The sequence below is a fragment of the Pseudomonas sp. SLBN-26 genome, from assembly GCF_006715895.1.
Classification (GTDB): Bacteria; Pseudomonadota; Gammaproteobacteria; order Pseudomonadales; family Pseudomonadaceae; genus Metapseudomonas; species Metapseudomonas otitidis.
The window spans coordinates 1,624,273-1,639,931 of record NZ_VFOB01000001.1 but is presented as its reverse complement, the minus strand read 5'-3'; the positions used below and the strand labels follow the sequence as shown (position 1 = coordinate 1,639,931).

11 protein-coding genes are annotated in these 15,659 nt (G+C 71.8%); 9 read left to right on the top strand and 2 right to left on the bottom strand.

Annotated elements, in window-relative coordinates; translation table 11 throughout:
- Positions 1–15 precede the first annotated feature (15 nt).
- The gene (locus tag FBY21_RS07420; protein ID WP_142009913.1) at positions 16–1,638 is read left to right on the top strand and encodes an NADP-dependent glyceraldehyde-3-phosphate dehydrogenase; all 1,623 of its coding nucleotides are present in this window, start codon (positions 16–18) and stop codon (positions 1,636–1,638) included.
- Positions 1,638–2,045 carry a DUF4952 domain-containing protein gene (locus FBY21_RS07415; protein WP_142009911.1) on the top strand — a complete coding sequence of 136 codons (408 nt, stop codon included), beginning with the start codon at positions 1,638–1,640 and terminating at the stop codon, positions 2,043–2,045. Before FBY21_RS07420 ends, FBY21_RS07415 begins: the two co-directional genes overlap by 1 nt.
- A gap of 271 nt (positions 2,046–2,316) precedes the next feature.
- On the opposite strand, the gene cra is transcribed toward FBY21_RS07415, so the two are convergent.
- Positions 2,317–3,306 carry a catabolite repressor/activator gene (gene cra, locus FBY21_RS07410; RefSeq protein WP_142009909.1) on the bottom strand — a complete coding sequence of 330 codons (990 nt, stop codon included), beginning with the start codon at positions 3,304–3,306 and terminating at the stop codon, positions 2,317–2,319.
- Positions 3,307–3,563: 257 nt separating this feature from the next.
- Here cra and ptsP point away from each other — a divergent pair, with 257 nt between their 5' ends.
- Genes ptsP through FBY21_RS07395 form a run of 3 tightly spaced genes read left to right on the top strand, consistent with a single transcriptional unit; the run spans position 3,564 to position 9,111 of the window.
- Positions 3,564–6,431 (top strand): phosphoenolpyruvate--protein phosphotransferase, encoded by a 2,868-nt coding sequence (ptsP, locus tag FBY21_RS07405; RefSeq protein ID WP_142009907.1) that lies wholly within the window; start codon positions 3,564–3,566, stop codon positions 6,429–6,431.
- A complete protein-coding gene (gene pfkB / locus FBY21_RS07400) occupies positions 6,431–7,387 on the top strand; it encodes a 1-phosphofructokinase (RefSeq protein ID WP_142009904.1) in 957 nt (318 codons plus the stop codon). The genes ptsP and pfkB overlap by 1 nt, the downstream gene beginning before the upstream one ends.
- The gene (locus tag FBY21_RS07395; protein ID WP_074972696.1) at positions 7,384–9,111 is read left to right on the top strand and encodes a fructose-specific PTS transporter subunit EIIC; all 1,728 of its coding nucleotides are present in this window, start codon (positions 7,384–7,386) and stop codon (positions 9,109–9,111) included. The genes pfkB and FBY21_RS07395 overlap by 4 nt, the downstream gene beginning before the upstream one ends.
- A gap of 17 nt (positions 9,112–9,128) precedes the next feature.
- Here the strand turns inward: FBY21_RS07395 and FBY21_RS07390 are convergent, their stop codons facing one another.
- A complete protein-coding gene (locus FBY21_RS07390; RefSeq protein ID WP_142009902.1) occupies positions 9,129–10,073 on the bottom strand; it encodes a LysR family transcriptional regulator in 945 nt (314 codons plus the stop codon).
- A gap of 258 nt (positions 10,074–10,331) precedes the next feature.
- On the opposite strand from FBY21_RS07390, the gene FBY21_RS07385 reads away from it, so the two are divergent.
- The 4 genes from FBY21_RS07385 to FBY21_RS07370 are packed head-to-tail and all read left to right on the top strand — an operon-like array spanning position 10,332 to position 15,055.
- Positions 10,332–11,780 (top strand): efflux transporter outer membrane subunit, encoded by a 1,449-nt coding sequence (locus tag FBY21_RS07385; RefSeq protein WP_142009898.1) that lies wholly within the window; start codon positions 10,332–10,334, stop codon positions 11,778–11,780.
- Positions 11,780–13,963: an FUSC family protein gene (locus FBY21_RS07380; protein WP_142009896.1), complete on the top strand. Its 2,184-nt coding sequence runs from the start codon at positions 11,780–11,782 to the stop codon at positions 13,961–13,963. Before FBY21_RS07385 ends, FBY21_RS07380 begins: the two co-directional genes overlap by 1 nt.
- 4 nt (positions 13,964–13,967) lie before the next feature.
- The gene (locus FBY21_RS07375; protein WP_044406645.1) at positions 13,968–14,168 is read left to right on the top strand and encodes a DUF1656 domain-containing protein; all 201 of its coding nucleotides are present in this window, start codon (positions 13,968–13,970) and stop codon (positions 14,166–14,168) included.
- 11 nt (positions 14,169–14,179) lie between these two features.
- Positions 14,180–15,055 carry an HlyD family secretion protein gene (locus FBY21_RS07370; protein ID WP_142009894.1) on the top strand — a complete coding sequence of 292 codons (876 nt, stop codon included), beginning with the start codon at positions 14,180–14,182 and terminating at the stop codon, positions 15,053–15,055.
- Positions 15,056–15,659: the final 604 nt, after the last annotated feature.

Here is a 15,659-nt window from a genome sequence, read left to right as displayed (position 1 = left end):
TACCCGGAGCGCGCCATGTCCCTGTTCACCGCCGAGACCCTGTTCCCCCACGCCGACCAGATTCCCGAGGCCTGGCGCCTGGGCGAGCCCGTCGAGCAACGCGACTACCTGGTGGATGGCGAACTGCGCCACTGGGCCGGCCCCCTGGCCCCGGTGCGCAGCCCGGTCTACCTCAAGGGCCCGCAGGGCGAGGAGCAGGTGGTGCTCGGCAGTACCCCGCTGCTGGATGCCGAGGCCGCCCTGCAGGCGCTGGACGCCGCCGTGCGTGCCTACGACAAGGGGCAGGGCGCCTGGCCGACCCTGCGGGTGGCCGAGCGCATCGCCCACGTGGAGTGCTTCCTGGCGCGCATGCGCGAGCAGCGCCAGGCGGTGGTGAAACTGCTGATGTGGGAGATCGGCAAGAACCTCAAGGACTCCGAGAAGGAGTTCGACCGCACCTGCGACTACATCGTCGACACCATCGAGGCGCTCAAGGAGCTGGACCGCCGCTCCAGCCGCTTCGAGCTGGTGCAGGGCACCCTCGGGCAGATCCGCCGCGTTCCCCTGGGCGTGGCGCTGTGCATGGGGCCGTACAACTACCCGCTGAACGAAACCTTCACCACGCTGATCCCGGCGCTGATCATGGGCAACACCGTGGTCTTCAAGCCGGCCAAGTTCGGCGTGCTGCTGATGCGCCCGCTGCTGGAGGCGTTCCGCGACAGCTTCCCGCCTGGCGTCATCAACATCATCTACGGCAAGGGCCGCGAGACCGTCAGCGCCATCATGGCCAGCGGCAAGGTGGACGTGTTCGCCTTCATCGGCACCCACTCCGGCGCCGCCGACCTGAAGAAGCTGCACCCGCGCCCGCACCGCCTGCGCGCCGCCCTCGGGCTGGACGCGAAGAACCCCGGCATCGTGCTGCCCCAGGTGGACCTGGACAACGCCGTGGAAGAGGCCGTCACCGGCGCGCTCTCGTTCAATGGCCAGCGCTGCACCGCACTGAAGATCCTCTTCGTCCACGAGGACGTGCTGGAACCTTTCCTCACCCGGTTCAGCGCGCGCCTGGCACGCCTGCGCCCCGGCATGCCCTGGGACGACGGCGTGGCCCTGACCCCGCTGCCGGAACCGGGCAAGGTGGACTACCTCGACGGCCTGCTGCGCGATGCCCTGGAGCAGGGCGCGCAGGTGGTCAACGAGGGCGGCGGCCGGCGTCACCAGAGCTTCTTCTACCCCGCGCTGCTGTGCCCGGTGACCCCGGCCATGCGGGTCTACCACGAGGAGCAGTTCGGCCCGCTGGTGCCGGTGGTGCCCTACCGCGACCTGCAGACGGTGATCGACTACGTGCTGGATTCCGACTACGGCCAGCAGCTGTCGATCTTCGGCAATGACCCCGCCGAAGTGGGGCGGCTGGTGGACACCTTCGCCAACCAGGTGGGGCGCATCAACATCAACGCCCAGTGCCAGCGCGGCCCGGACAGCTTCCCCTTCAACGGCCGCAAGAACTCCGCCGAAGGCACCCTGTCGGTGCATGACGCCCTGCGCACCTTCTCTATCCGCACCCTGGTGGCGACCCGCTTCAACGCGGACAACAAGGCGCTGGTCAGCCGCATCCTCGGCAACCGCGAATCCAGCTTCATCAGCACGGACTACATCTTCTGATGCGTCGCGTCGTGCTGCTGGCAGTGGCGCTGCTGCCACTGCTGGCCTGGGGCGAGGAGCCGGGGTGCGGCGACTACCTGGCGGCACTCGGCGTCAGCACGCCCGGGTTGCAGTTCGACGGCTGCCGCCTGGAGGAGGGCGGCCAGCTGCGCCAGCGGGTGGCCGAGTACAGCATCCCCGGGCGCGACGCCCGAGCGCTCGAAGCCCGGCTGGAACAGCGCTTCGGCATGCAGCCGCTGCGCTTCGTCTGCTGCGGCTGGGAGGCCCCGTCCGTCTACGCCCCCCATCCCGCCGGCCGGCCCTACGGCTACGAGATCGGCATGGGCTCCGGCGAAACCCTGGAAAAGGACTGGACCCGCATCGACCGCTTCCACGTCCGCGTCACCCTCTTCCTCGAAGAACCCTGACCGTCCGTAGCCTGGCTTCAGCCCAGGGCACGGAGGTCGGGCATTCCCCGGACTGAAGTCCGGTCTACCCGGTGCTCGAACCCGCAGTCGTTTACCGGCACCCGTAGCCTGGGCTTCAGCCCAGGGAGCGGAGTTTGGGGCATGCCCCGGACTGAAGTCCGGGCTACCCAGCGTTTGTAAACCTGCAGCCGCTAGCCGGCACCCGTAGCCTGGGCTTCAGCCCAGGGAGCAGAGGTTGCGGCATTCCCCGGACTGAAGTCCGGGCGACCTGTCAGCCGTTACGCCGCACGTGCAGTTGCCGTGGGACGGCTGTGACGCCGGGCTGATAGTCCCCGGCGATGGCTTGCAGGGCCTGGGCCAGGACGGCATCGGCGATCAGTTCGTGCTGCTGGCGCATGGCATTCACCGGCAGGGGGAGGAAGTCCAGCAACTGGGTGTCGCCGAAGGTGCCGACACGCAACGCCCGGGGCCAGGCGCCGCGTTCGCGCAGCACGTCCAGCACCCCGGCCAGCAGGACATAGGCGGTGGTCACCAGGGCGTCCGGCAGGTGGGCCTGTTCGTCCAGCAGGGACTCCATCATCTGGCGCCCGCATTCGCGGCTGAACTGCGCGCCCTGCATCACCCGCACCTCACCCGCGAACCCCTCCAGCGCCAGGCGGAAGCCCGCCTCCCGTTCGCGGCTGATGTTCAGCTCCGGGCGCGCGCCCAGCAGCGCCACCTGGCGCAGGCCGGGCGCCAGCAGGCTGTGGGTGAGCTGCTGGCTGGCCGGGCGGTCGTCGCTGACCACCGAGCCGAAGCGCGTCGGGTCCAGCACCCGGTCGACGCCGATCACCGGCAGCCCTTCGGCCAGCAGGTCGGCCAGGGTCGGGTCCTCGGGCGGCAGGCAACTGGCGACCACCAGCGCGTCGCAGCGACGGGCGGCGAACAGCTCCAGCAACTGGCGCTCGCTGGCCGGGTCGTCGTCCGAGCTGGCGATCAGCACCTGGTAGCCCTGGGCACGCGCCCGCTGCTCCAGCAGCTTGGCCAGGCGCGCATAGCTGGGGTTCTCCAGGTCCGGAAGGATGAACCCCAGGGTGCGCGTCTGCCCCCGGCGCAAGCCGGCGGCCTGGGGGTCGGGGCGGAAGCCGTGGGCCTCCACCACCGCCTGCACCCGCGCCACCGTGGCGGGGGAGATGCGCTTCTGCTCGGCCTTGCCGTTGACCACGTAGCTGGCGGTGGTGAGGGAGACGCCGGCCAGGCGGGCGATGTCGCTGAGTTTCACGTTCGGGGTCCTCACTGGGGCGCGGCGGGCGGATGCACATTTCGTCCGCCGGGCACTTCAAGCGGCGAAGGATATCGGTTACCGTGCCGCCCACGCTTAGTGAAACGATTCAGCAAGGCCCTTGTCCAGATGTTTCCACGTCCTGCCTGGCGTGGTCACGGACCGCACGCACCTGCCCGGCGTGACGGAAGGCAGCACCTAAGCTGATGCAGATGGCACAACGACAAGAGGGCCCCGAGGCCCGTTTGGAGGCACGCATGCTCGAACTGACCCCCGGACAGGTGTCCATGGGCCTGGCCGCGACGGACAAGGCCGACGCCCTGCGCCAGGTGGCGCAGCGGCTGGTGGCGGACGGCCTGGCCGCCGACGGCTACCTGGCCGCGCTGGAGGCCCGCGAAGCGCAGGGCTCCACCTGCCTCGGCCAGGGCATCGCGATTCCCCACGGCACCCCCGAGACCCGCCACCTGGTGCACGCCACCGGCGTGCGCCTGCTGCATTTCCCCGGCGGCGTGGAGTGGGCCGATGGCCAGCGCGTGTACCTGGCCATCGGCATCGCCGCCAAGTCCGACGAGCACCTGCGCCTGCTGCAACTGCTGACCCGTGCCCTCGGCGAAGGCGAGCTGGGCGAGGCCCTGCGCGCGGCCGAGAGCCCCGAGGCGATCCTCCAACTGCTCCAGGGCGCCCCCCGTGACCTAGCGCTGGACGACCAGTTGATCGCCCTCGGCAGCGAGGCCGAAGACCTCGACGAGCTGGCCCTGCAAGGCGCCCGCCTGCTGCGCCGCGCCGGGTGCGTCGACAAGGGCTTTGCGGCGGCCCTGCTGCAGCGCGAGCCGCTGCCCCTGGGCGACGGCCTCTGGTGGCTGGACACCGACCAGGCCGTGGAGCGGCCTGGCCTGGCCTTCGTCGCCCCGGCGGCGGCCTTGCAGTACCAGGGCCAGCCCCTGGCCGGCCTGTTCTGCCTGGCGAGCCTGGGGGATGCCCACCAGGCGCTGTTGGAGCGCCTGTGCAGCCTGCTGGTGGAAGGGCGCGGCGGCGAGATCGTGCACGCCGTCTCCAGCCGTGCGCTGCTGGAAACCCTCGGCGGTGACTCCATCGCCGACTGGCCGAGCCTGCGCGTGCCCCTGGCCAACGCCCACGGCCTGCATGCCCGCCCCGCCAAGGAGCTGGCCCAGGCGGCCAAGGTCTTTGCCGGGGAGATCCGCATCCGTGTCGCCGACAGCGGCCAGCCTGCCGTCAGCGCCCGCAGCCTGAGCAAACTGCTGGCGCTGGGCGTGCGCCGTGGGCAGGTGCTGGAGCTGTTGGCCGAACCGGCGATCGCCGACGAGGCCCTGCCGGCCCTGCGCGACGCCATCCTGGCCGGCCTCGGCGAAACCGTGGAGCCGCTGGACGCAGCGCGACCCGAGGCACCCTCGGAAGCGCCTGAGGCGCCCGTTGCCGAGCCCACCGCACCGCAGCCCGGCGAGGTGCTGGCGGCCGTGTCGGCGTCCCCCGGCATCGCCATCGGCCCGGCCCATGTCCGCGTGGCGCGGGCCTTCGACTACCCGGCCCGGGGCGAGTCCCCGGCGCAGGAGCGCCAGCGCCTGGAGCAGGTCCTGGCCCATGTACGGGGCGAGATCGAGGCGCTGGTGACGCGCAGCGAGGTCAAGGCCATCCGCGAGATTTTCGTCACCCATCTGGAAATGCTCGCCGACCCCTCCCTGGTGGAGGACGTGGACGCGCGCCTGGCCCGTGGCGAGAGTGCCGCTGCCGCCTGGAATGCGGTCATCGGCGAGGCGGCCCGGCAGCAGGAAGCCCTGCAGGATGCCTTGCTGGCCGAGCGTGCCGCCGACCTGCGCGACGTCGGCCGGCGCGTGCTGGCCCAGTTGTGCGGCGTGGAGGAGGTGCCCGAGCCCCGCGAGCCCTACGTGCTGGTGCTGGACGAAATGGCCCCCTCGGACGTGGCCCGCCTGGACCGCGAGCGGGTCGCCGGCATCCTCACCGCCCGGGGTGGCGCCACCTCCCACAGCGCCATCGTCGCGCGGGCGCTGGGCATCCCGGCGCTGGTGGGCGCGGGCGCGCGGGTCCTGGCCCTGGCGCCGGGCGCCATGCTGCTGCTGGACGGCGGGCGAGGGCGCCTGGTGGTGGAACCCGAGGCAGCGCTGCTGGAGCGTGCCCGCCAGGAGCGCAGCGAACGCGAGCGCCTGCTGCGCGAGGCCGAGGCCCACAAGCTGGAGCCGGCGGTGACCCGCGACGGCCATGCAGTGGAGGTCTGCGCCAACCTGGGTGACGCCCAGGGCGCCGCGGCGGCCGTGGCCCAGGGGGCCGAGGGCATCGGCCTGCTACGCACCGAGTTCATCTTCATGGCCCACGCCCAGGCCCCCGACCTGGCCACCCAGGAGGCCGACTACCGCCGCGTGTTCGACGCTCTGGACGGGCGCCCGCTGGTGGCGCGGACCCTCGACGTGGGCGGCGACAAGCCGTTGCCCTATTGGCCCATCCCCACCGAGGAGAACCCCTTCCTCGGTCTGCGCGGCGTGCGCCTGACCCTGCAGCGCCCGCAGGTGATGCGCACCCAGCTGCGCGCGCTGCTGCAGGCCGCCGAGGGCCGACCGCTGCGCATCATGTTCCCCATGGTCGGCAGCGTCGGCGAGTGGCGCCAGGCGCGGGACATGGCCCGTGAGCTGCTGGGCGAGCTGCCCCATGCCGACGTGCAGCTGGGGATCATGGTGGAAGTGCCGTCCGCCGCCCTGCTGGCGCCGGTACTGGCCCGCGAGGTGGACTTCTTCAGCATCGGCACCAACGACCTGACCCAGTACGCCCTGGCCATCGACCGTGGCCACCCGACCCTGTCCGCCCAGGCCGACGGCCTGCACCCGGCGGTGCTGCAGCTGATCGACATGACCGTGCGCGCCGCCCATGCCCACGGCAAGTGGGTCGGCGTGTGTGGCGAACTGGCCTCCGATCCGCTGGCGGTGCCGCTGCTGGTGGGGCTGGGGGTGGACGAGCTGAGCGTGTCCGCGCGCAGCATTGCGGAAATCAAGGCGCGCATCCGCGCCATGAGCCAGGCGGCCGCCCAGGAGCTGGCCGCCGTGGCCCTGCAGGCCGAAAGCGCCGAAGCCGTGCGCGAACTGGCGGAGCGATTCTGATGGCACGCATCCTCACCCTGACCCTCAACCCCGCGCTGGACCTCACCCTGCGCCTGCGCCAGCTGGTGCCGGGCGCAGTGAACCGGGGCGATGCCCTGGTGGCCCATGCCGCCGGCAAGGGCCTCAACGTGGCCCAGGTGCTGGCCGACCTCGGCCACAGCCTGTCGGTGGCCGGCTTCCTCGGTGCCGACAATGCCCAGCCGTTCGAGGCGCTGTTCGCCCGGCGCGGCTTCCACGATGCCTTCGTCCGTGTCGACGGGGAGACCCGCAGCAACCTGAAGCTGGCCGAGGACGACGGCCGCATCACCGACATCAACGGCCCCGGCCCCGAGGTCGACGCGGCCGCCAGGGCTGCGCTGCTGGAGCGGCTGGATAGCCTGGTGCCGGGCCACGACCTGGTGGTGGTGGCCGGCAGCCTGCCCCGGGGCGTGGACCCGGACTGGCTGCGGACGTTGCTGCAGCGCCTGCGCGGGCTCGGTGCCCGGGTGGCGCTGGACACCAGCGGCGCGGCACTGCGTGCCGGGCTCGACTCCGCGCCCTGGCTGGTGAAACCCAACCAGGAGGAGCTGGCGGACGCCTGCGGCCACCCCCTGGATGACGCCGCCGCCCAGGCCCTGGAGGCCCAGCGCCTGCACGCGATGGGCATCGAGCACCTGGTGCTGTCCCTGGGCGCCGACGGGGTGCGCTGGTTCAACCCGGGCGGGGTGCTGGCGGCCCGCCCGCCCAGGGTGCAGGTGGCGAGCACCGTCGGCGCCGGGGATTCGCTGCTGGCCGGCATGCTGCACGGCCTGCTCAGCGGCTGGTCGCCGCTGCAGACCCTGCGCCACGCCACCGCCATTGCCGCCCAGGCCGTCACCCAGATCGGTTTCGGCATTCACGACCGGGCCCAGCTGGCCGCGCTGGAAGGCGCCGTCACCCTGGTCGATGCCCCCGCACAGCACGAGGTCTCCCGATGAAACTCGCCCTAGTCACGGCGTGCCCCAACGGGGCCGTCACCAGCCTGATCAGCGCCCGCCTGCTGGACGCCGCCGCCCGCCGCCTGGGCTGGAGCACCTGCGTGGAGATGCCCGGCGGGGCGCCGCTGTCCGCCACCGACCTGGCCGCGGCCGACTGGGTGCTGGTGGTGGCCACCGGCGAGGTGGACCTGTCGCGCTTCAGCGGCAAGCGGGTGTTCCTCTCCAGCCCGGTGGAGGCGCTGCAGGCGCCCGAGCATTTCCTGCGCCGCGCCGAGGCCCGCGCGGCCCTGCGCGAGCCCTCCGAGGTCGGTGCCCGCGTCCAGCGCCCGCGCCTGGTGGCGGTGACCGCCTGCCCGACCGGGGTGGCGCACACCTTCATGGCTGCCGAGGCCCTCAAGCAGGCCGCCCAGCGCCTGGGCTACGACCTGCTGGTGGAAACCCAGGGGTCGGTGGGCGCCCGTGATCCGCTGCCGGCGGACGCCATCGCCCGTGCCGACGTGGTGCTGCTGGCCACCGACATCGAGGTGGACCTGGCGCGCTTCGCCGGCAAGCGGGTCTACCGCTGCGGCACCGGCGTGGCCCTCAAGCAGGCCGAGGCGACCCTGGAGCGCGCCCTGGCCGAGGCCCGCGAGCTGCAGGCGGAGGCCTCCTCCGGCCCCGCACCGCGTGCGGCGGAGAAGGGCGGCGAGGCCAAGGGCCTGTACAAACACCTGCTCACCGGCGTGTCCTTCATGCTGCCGATGGTGGTGGCGGGGGGCCTGCTGATCGCCCTGTCCTTCGTCTTCGGCATCGAAGCCTTCAAGGAGCAGGGCACCCTGGCCGCCGCGCTGATGCAGATCGGCGGCGACACCGCTTTCAAGCTGATGGTGCCGCTGCTGGCCGGCTACATCGCCTATTCCATCGCCGACCGGCCGGGCCTGGCACCGGGGATGATCGGCGGGCTGCTGGCCGGCACCCTGGGGGCGGGCTTCATCGGCGGCATCGTCGCCGGCTTCATCGCCGGCTATTGCGCCCGCGCCATCAACCGCTGGCTGCACCTGCCGCAGAGCCTGGAGGCGCTGAAGCCGATCCTGATCATCCCGCTGCTGGCGAGCCTGGTGACCGGGCTGGTGATGATCTACGTGGTGGGCACGCCGGTGGCCGGCATGCTCGCCGCGCTGACCCGCTTCCTCGACGGCATGGGCGCCACCAACGCCATCCTCCTCGGCGTGCTGCTGGGCGGGATGATGTGCGTGGACCTGGGCGGGCCGATCAACAAGGCGGCCTACGCCTTCTCGGTGGGCCTGCTGGCCTCCCAGAGCTACGCACCGATGGCCGCCACCATGGCTGCCGGCATGGTGCCGCCCATCGGCCTGGGCCTGGCCTGCCTGCTGGCGCGGCGCAAGTTCGCCCAGAGCGAGCGGGAGGCGGGCAAGGCGGCGCTGGTGCTGGGGCTGTGCTTCATCTCCGAGGGGGCGATTCCCTTCGCGGCCAAGGACCCGCTGCGGGTCATCCCGGCCAGCATCGCCGGCGGTGCGCTCACCGGGGCGCTGTCCATGTACTTCGGCTGCAAGCTGATGGCACCCCACGGCGGGCTGTTCGTGCTGCTCATCCCCAACGCCATCAACCACGTGCTGCCGTACCTGCTGGCCATCGTCGCCGGCAGCCTGCTGACCGCCGTGCTCTACGCCCTGCTCAAGCCCGCCGCCGCGCCGGACCTGGTGCTGGAGAAGGCGGGCGCCTGAGCCGTCGCCCGCGCCGCTCAACCGGCGCGGGCGCGAATCCCGGCCAGTTCCACCTCGTCGGCCTGCAGCGCGTCGGGCAGGGTCTCGCGCAGGTAGGTCACCCAGGTCTTGATCTTCGCGTCCAGGTACTGGCGCGAGGGGTAGAGCGCGTAGATGTTCAGGCACTGCAGGCGGTAGTGGGGCAGCACCGGCACCAGGGAGCCGTCGCGCAGCCCGTCCATGGCCGAGTACAGCGGCAGGACGCCGATGCCCATGCCGGAGCGGATGGCCTCGGTCATGGCATCGCCCACGTTCACCTGGAAGCTGGGGTTGCCGAGGGTGATCATCTGTTCGCCGTCGGGGCCGACGAAGTGCCAGCGGTCGAAGGGCATCACCGGGCTGATCAGCAGCAGGCACTCGTGCTGGGACAGGTCCGCCGGGGTGCGTGGGGCGCCACGCTCGGCGATGTAGCCGGGGGAGGCGCAGAGGATGCTGTAGGTGGCGCCGATGCGCTGGGACACCAGCCCCGAGTCGGGCAGCTCGGTGGCGACCACGATGGCCACGTCCAGCCCTTCGTCCAGCAGGTCCGGCACCCGGTTGGCCAGGGTCAGGTCGAAGCTCACGTCGGGGTACTGCTGGCGGTAGCCGGCCATGGCGCGGATCACGTAGTGCTGGCCGATGCCGGTCATGGAATGCACCCGCAGCCGCCCGGCCGGGCGCGCATGGGCGTCGCCGGCCTCCGCTTCGGCTTCTTCCACGTAGGCGAGGATCTGCTGGCAGCGCAGCAGGTAGCGCTGGCCGGCTTCGGTCAGGGCGATGCGCCGGGTGGTGCGGTTGAGCAGGCGCGCCTTCAGGTGGCCTTCCAGGTGGGCCACGGCGCGGGAAATGTTGGCGGTGGTGGTGCCCAGCTGCTGGGCGGCGGCGGTGAAGCTGCCGGTGTCGGCGACGCAGCTGAAGGCGCGCATGGTCTGCAGGGTGTCCATGGGGCGGCTCGGGGTGAGGGCTGGGGGCGCCATTATCACGCGGCCGGGCCGGCGGATTGTTACTGATCCGGTAATAGTCATTCACCGAATGCCCCGCTTATGCCGGTGCGGGCCGATCCCTAGAATCTGCTCCACCGGGCACCCGTCGGTGCCTGCTCTCCGCTCCAATCCAGCCACACCATCCCAGGACACCCCACCGTGCCGCGTCGTCTCGCCAGAGGACTGAGGTCCGCCAGCGCCGTTGTCATTTTTTCAACAATGGCCGGTTGCCTTTCCACCCAGGGCATCGCCCCCTCCGAACAACGCCTGGCCCCCGACCACCTGCAGCTGGATGCCGCCATCGCCCAGGCCGGGCAGGATGCCGGCTGGCCCCGGCAGCGCTGGTGGCAGGCCTTCGGCGACCCGCAGCTGGACGCCTGGATCGACCAGGCCCTGGCCGGCAGCCCGAGCCTGGCCGAGGCCCGCGCGCGGGTGCGCATGGCCGCCTCCCTGGCCGGCGCCGCCGAGGCGGTGGAGTCGCCCCAGGTCGACGCCAAGGCGTCCCTCAGCCGCCACCGCTGGCCCACGGACTATTTCTACGGCCCCGGCGAGCTGGCCCGCACCACCACCTGGAACAACGATGCCGCTCTGGGGCTGAGCTACGCCTTCGACTTCTGGGGGCGCGAGTCCAGCATCGCCGAGCACTACCAGGACCTCGCCCGCATGAGCGCCGCCCAGGCGCGCATGGCTCAGCTGGAGCTGGAGGGCAACGTGGTGCGCGCCTACGTGCAGCTGTCCCTGCAGTACGCCGAGCGGGACATCGCCCAGGCGCTGCTGGACCAGCAGCAGGCCATTCTCGACCTGGCCCGGCGGCGACTGAGAGGGGGCCTCGGCACCCAGTTCGAGGTGAGCCAGGCCGAGGTGCCGCTGCCGGAGACCCGCCGCCGCCTGGAAGCGGTGGAGGAGGCCATCGCCCTCAGCCGCAACCAGCTGGCCGCCCTGGCCGGCAAGGGCCCGGGTGCGGCGGCCGAGCTGCGCCGCCCGAGCCTGTCCCTGGCGGCCCAGCCGGGCCTGCCGGCGCGCCTGCCGGTGGAGCTGCTGGGGCACCGCCCGGACCTGGTGGCCAGCCGCTGGCAGGTGGCTGCCGAAGCCCGCGGGGTGGACGCGGCGGAGGCCGACTTCTACCCCAACGTCGACCTGGTGGCGAGCGTCGGCTACAACGCCGTGGGCGGCGGCATGCTGGAGTTCCTCCGGGGGCAGAAATTCAACTACGGTATCGGCCCGGCGCTGTCCTTGCCGATCTTCGACGGTGGCCGGCGCCGGGCCCTGCTGGGCGAAGCCTCGGCGTCCTACGACGCGGCCGTGGCGCGCTACAACGGCACCCTGGTGCAGGCCCTGCGGGACGTGTCCGACCAACTGATCCGCGTGCGCAGCCTGGCCCGCCAGCAGCAGCTGGCCGATGACTCGGTGGCCGCCGCGCAGCACACCTACGAACTGGCCACCCAGGCCTACCAGGGTGGGCTGACCGACTACCTCAACGTGCTCAACGCCCAGACCCGCCTGTTCCAGCAGCAGGAGGTGGCGCAGCAGGTCCACGCCGGTCGCCTGGCAGCCCACGCCGGCCTGGTGATCGCCCTCGGCGGCGGCCTGGGCGAGCCGGACCAGGCGCCGGACGACGCCCACCTGCTGCCCGAGCGGGTGCCGCTGCGCATCCCGGAGGCACGCTGATGGCCGCCTCCCACGGCGGCCTGCGCCTGCCGGATGCCGAGGCCTGGCGCCGGGCCTTCTTCGAGTGGGCGCGCAGCGACGGCGTCACCTGGGTCTACATCGGCAAGGTGCTGCTGGCGGCGCTGGTCACCCTGTGGCTGGCCATGCGCCTGGAGCTGCCGCAGCCGAGCACGGCGACCATCACGGTATTCATCGTCATGCAGCCGCAGAGCGGCCAGGTGTTGGCGAAGGGCTTCTACCGCATCCTCGGCAGCCTGGTGGGGCTGACGGTGATGGTGGCGTTGATCGCGCTGTTCGCCCAGGAGCGGGTGCTGTTCCTGCTGGTGTCCTCGCTGTGGATCGGCCTGTGCACCGTGGGCGCCACCCGCTACCGCGACTTCCGCTCCTACGCCTGCGTGCTGGCCGGCTACACCGCCACCCTCATCGGCCTGCCCGCCACCACCCACCCTGAGGCGGCATTCATGCAGGCGCTGTGGCGCATCCTGGAGATCGCCCTGGGCATCGGCTGCGCCAGCCTGGTGAGCGCGCTGATCCTCCCGCAGACCTCCAGCGCGGCCATGCGCAACGCCCTCTACCAGCGCTTCGGCGCCTTCGCCGCATTCGTCCTGGAGCACCTGGACGGCGGCGACCGCCAGCGCTTCGAGGCGTCCAACGTGGCCTTCGCCAGCCAGGCGGTGGGGCTGGAGGCGCTGCGCAGCGCCACCGGCTTCGAGGACCCGCACATGCGCCTGCGCAGCGGCCGACTGTCACGCCTGAACAGCGAGTTCATGGCCCTGACCACCCGCTACCACGCCCTGCACCAGCTGCTCGCACGGCTGCGGGCCCAGGGCGACGGCACGGTGCTGCAGGCCCTGGAGCCCTGCCTGGCCGGCGTGCGCGAGGTGCTCGGGCCCTGGCGCGAGCGCCCGCTCACCGACCAGGACGCCCTGGCCCTGGCCGAGCGCCTGGAAGACCGCCGCCAGCAGCTCAAGCAGCGCATCCGCGATGCCCGCGCCCGGCTGCTCGCCGCCGGTGCCGACGAGGCCCAGCGGCTGGACTTCGACACCGCCGCCGAACTGCTCTACCGCTTCGCCGATGAGCTGCAGGGCTACACCCGCACCCATGCGTCCCTGGCGTCCCACCGCCACGAGCGGGAGAACTGGAAGCCGTCCTTCGCCGCCAAGGCCAGCTCCCTGGCGGCGCTGGTGGCCGGGGCGCGCACCGCGCTGATGGTGCTGGTGTTCGGCCTGTTCTGGATCGAGACCGCCTGGCCCAGCGGCAGCAGCTTCGTGCTCAACGCCGCTGCCGTGGCGGCACTGGTCTCGGCGGCGCCCAACCCGGCGCGGATGGCGATGCAGATGGCCATGGGCACGGTGCTGGCGGCCATCCTCGGCTTCACCGTGACCTTCTTCGTGCTGCCGCACCTGGACGGCTTCCCGCTGCTGGCCCTGGCGGTGGCGCCGGTGTTCGCCTTCGGCGCCTTCCTTTCGGTGCGCCCACAGTGGGCGGGCTACGGCCTGGGGCTGCTGGTGTTCTTCAGCTTCGGCGCGATCCCGGCCAACCTCACGGTCTACGACCCGGGGCGCATGCTCAACGAGTACCTGGCGCTGATCCTCGCCCAGGCCCTGGCGGCGGTGGTCACGGCAGTGATCCTGCCGCCCACCAGTGCCTGGCTCTGGCGGCGCCTGGAGCGCGACCTGCGCCAGCGCGTGGTGCTGGCCACCAGCGAGCGCGGCGAGCTGCTGCCGGCGGCGTTCGACAGCGGCACGCGGGACCTGCTCAACCAGGCCTACGGCGTCGCCAGCGGGCGGCCCGAGGTGCAGCGCGGCCTGCTGCGCTGGACCTTCCAGGTGCTGGAGGTGGGCCACGCGGTGCTGGAGCTGCGCCGCGAGCAGGCGTTGCTGCCGGCAGCGCCGTGCTACGCCGAGGACCAGCCCTGGCGCCAGGCCGTGCGGGCCATGGGCCGGGCCCTGGCGCGGCTGTTCATGAAACCGGGGGCGGGCAACCTGGAGCGGGCCCGGCTGGCGGTGGAACAGGCCATCGACGCCGTGCGCGCCACCGAGGAGCCCGGCGGCGCCGACTTCGAGCAGTCCCGCCTGCGCCGCGTGCTCAGCTACCTGCACTTCATCCGTACCTCCCTGCTGGACCCGCAGTCGCCCCTGCGCGGGTCCGCCCCTGCCGGAGCGCCTGCCCATGCTGCCTGACAGCCTGCCCCGCGAGATCGCCTTCCACGGCGTCTACATGCCGACCCTGACCTTGCTGTTCATCGCCACCGCGCTGGCCTGCTGGGCCCTGGACCGGGTGCTGGCCGCCGCCGGCCTGTACCGCTTTGCCTGGCACCCGGTGCTGTTCCGGGTGAGCCTGTTCGCCTGCCTGTTCGGCGGGCTTTCGTTGTTCGTCTACCGTTGATCGAGCCCACCATGACCCTCAAATCCGTCTTCAGCCTGCTGGCGACCCTTCTCGTCCTGCTCCTGGCCGTGTTCATCGGCCGCACCCTCTGGGTGAACTACATGGACAGCCCCTGGACCCGCGACGGCCGCGTGCGCGCCGACATCATCAACGTCGCGGCGGATGTGTCCGGCGTGGTGGTGGAGGTGCCGGTGGCCGACAACCAGCGGGTGAAGAAGGGCGACCTGCTGATGCGCATCGACCCCGAGCACTACCGCCTGGCAGTGAAGCAGGCCGAAGCCCAGGTGAACGCCCGCAAGGCGGTGCTGGACATGCGCCGGCTCAGCGCCCACCGCCGCGCGGCGATGGACGAGCAGGTGGTCTCCCGCGAGAGCCTGGACGACGCCAGCAACACCGCGCTGGCCGCCGAGGCGGACTACCAGCAGGCCCAGGCCAACCTGGAGGCGGCCCGGCTGAACCTGGCCCGTACCGACGTGCGCGCGCCGGTGGACGGCTACGTGACCAACCTGACCGTGCACGCCGGCGACTACGCGCGCATCGGCGAGGCCAAGCTGGCGGTGGTGGACGAGACGTCCTACTGGGTCTACGGCTACTTCGAGGAAACCAAGCTGCCGCACATCGCCGTGGGCGACCCGGCGGAGCTGCAGCTGATGAGCGGCGAGCGCCTGGAAGGCCACGTGCAGAGCATCGCCCGCGCCATCTACGACCGCGACAACCCCCAGAGCCGCGAGCTGGTGGCCGACGTGAACCCTACCTTCAACTGGGTGCGCCTGGCCCAGCGGGTGCCGGTGCGCATCCACATCGACAAGGTGCCCGAGGGCGTGCTCCTCGCCGCCGGCATCACCGCCACGGTGATCGTGCACCCGGCCAATGGCGCAAACCCGTAGGGGCGAATTCATTCGCCCAGTGACGCGGGCGTGGTCGGCCGTAGCCCGGGCTTCAGCCCGGGGAGGGCGGGAACCGGAGCATCACTTGGACATTTCACCGGGAATGCCGGCGTGGCCCTGGGCTTGAAGCCCAGGCTACGAGGGCTGCGACCGAGACGGAAAGGTAAGCAATTTGTGAGCGCACGCTGCACTGTTGCCTGACTCCGAATGGCGGGGCGGGGCCAGTGCCCCTTCAGGAGGCCGAGTGGAATCGTCGTGGAAGGGGTTGAGCGACATGGATGTCGCGAGAGCGCTGCCGGGCCATGGATGGCCCGTCAGCGCGGGCCCCTGGAACGGCGATGTAGCGAGGGGACCCGACGTAGTCGGGCGGGGACGCCTAGTTCGGATGCAGGGGCAAGTTTTTTGGTTCCTTTTCACCGGGCTGGCGATCCAGCGATTGGAAAAGGGACTCGCCTGGGAAGGCGAAACAGAAAACACCCGCAAAACTCGATAACTGGCTTGGCACTTCGCCGGGGGCATCGGTGCGGCCCTGGGCTGAAGCCCAGGCTACGGGGGCTCCTGGCCGCACGCCCGTGATCGGCTTCAGCCCGGGGAGAGGTGGTTG

Coding starts and splice junctions, on each gene's coding strand:
- FBY21_RS07420 (WP_142009913.1), top strand. CDS start 16: ATGTCCCTGTTCACCGCCGAGACCCTGTTCCCCCACGCCGACCAGATT.
- FBY21_RS07415 (WP_142009911.1), top strand. CDS start 1,638: ATGCGTCGCGTCGTGCTGCTGGCAGTGGCGCTGCTGCCACTGCTGGCC.
- ptsP (WP_142009907.1), top strand. CDS start 3,564: ATGCTCGAACTGACCCCCGGACAGGTGTCCATGGGCCTGGCCGCGACG.
- pfkB (WP_142009904.1), top strand. CDS start 6,431: ATGGCACGCATCCTCACCCTGACCCTCAACCCCGCGCTGGACCTCACC.
- FBY21_RS07395 (WP_074972696.1), top strand. CDS start 7,384: ATGAAACTCGCCCTAGTCACGGCGTGCCCCAACGGGGCCGTCACCAGC.
- FBY21_RS07390 (WP_142009902.1), bottom strand. CDS start 10,073: ATGGACACCCTGCAGACCATGCGCGCCTTCAGCTGCGTCGCCGACACC.
- FBY21_RS07385 (WP_142009898.1), top strand. CDS start 10,332: ATGGCCGGTTGCCTTTCCACCCAGGGCATCGCCCCCTCCGAACAACGC.
- FBY21_RS07380 (WP_142009896.1), top strand. CDS start 11,780: ATGGCCGCCTCCCACGGCGGCCTGCGCCTGCCGGATGCCGAGGCCTGG.
- FBY21_RS07370 (WP_142009894.1), top strand. CDS start 14,180: ATGACCCTCAAATCCGTCTTCAGCCTGCTGGCGACCCTTCTCGTCCTG.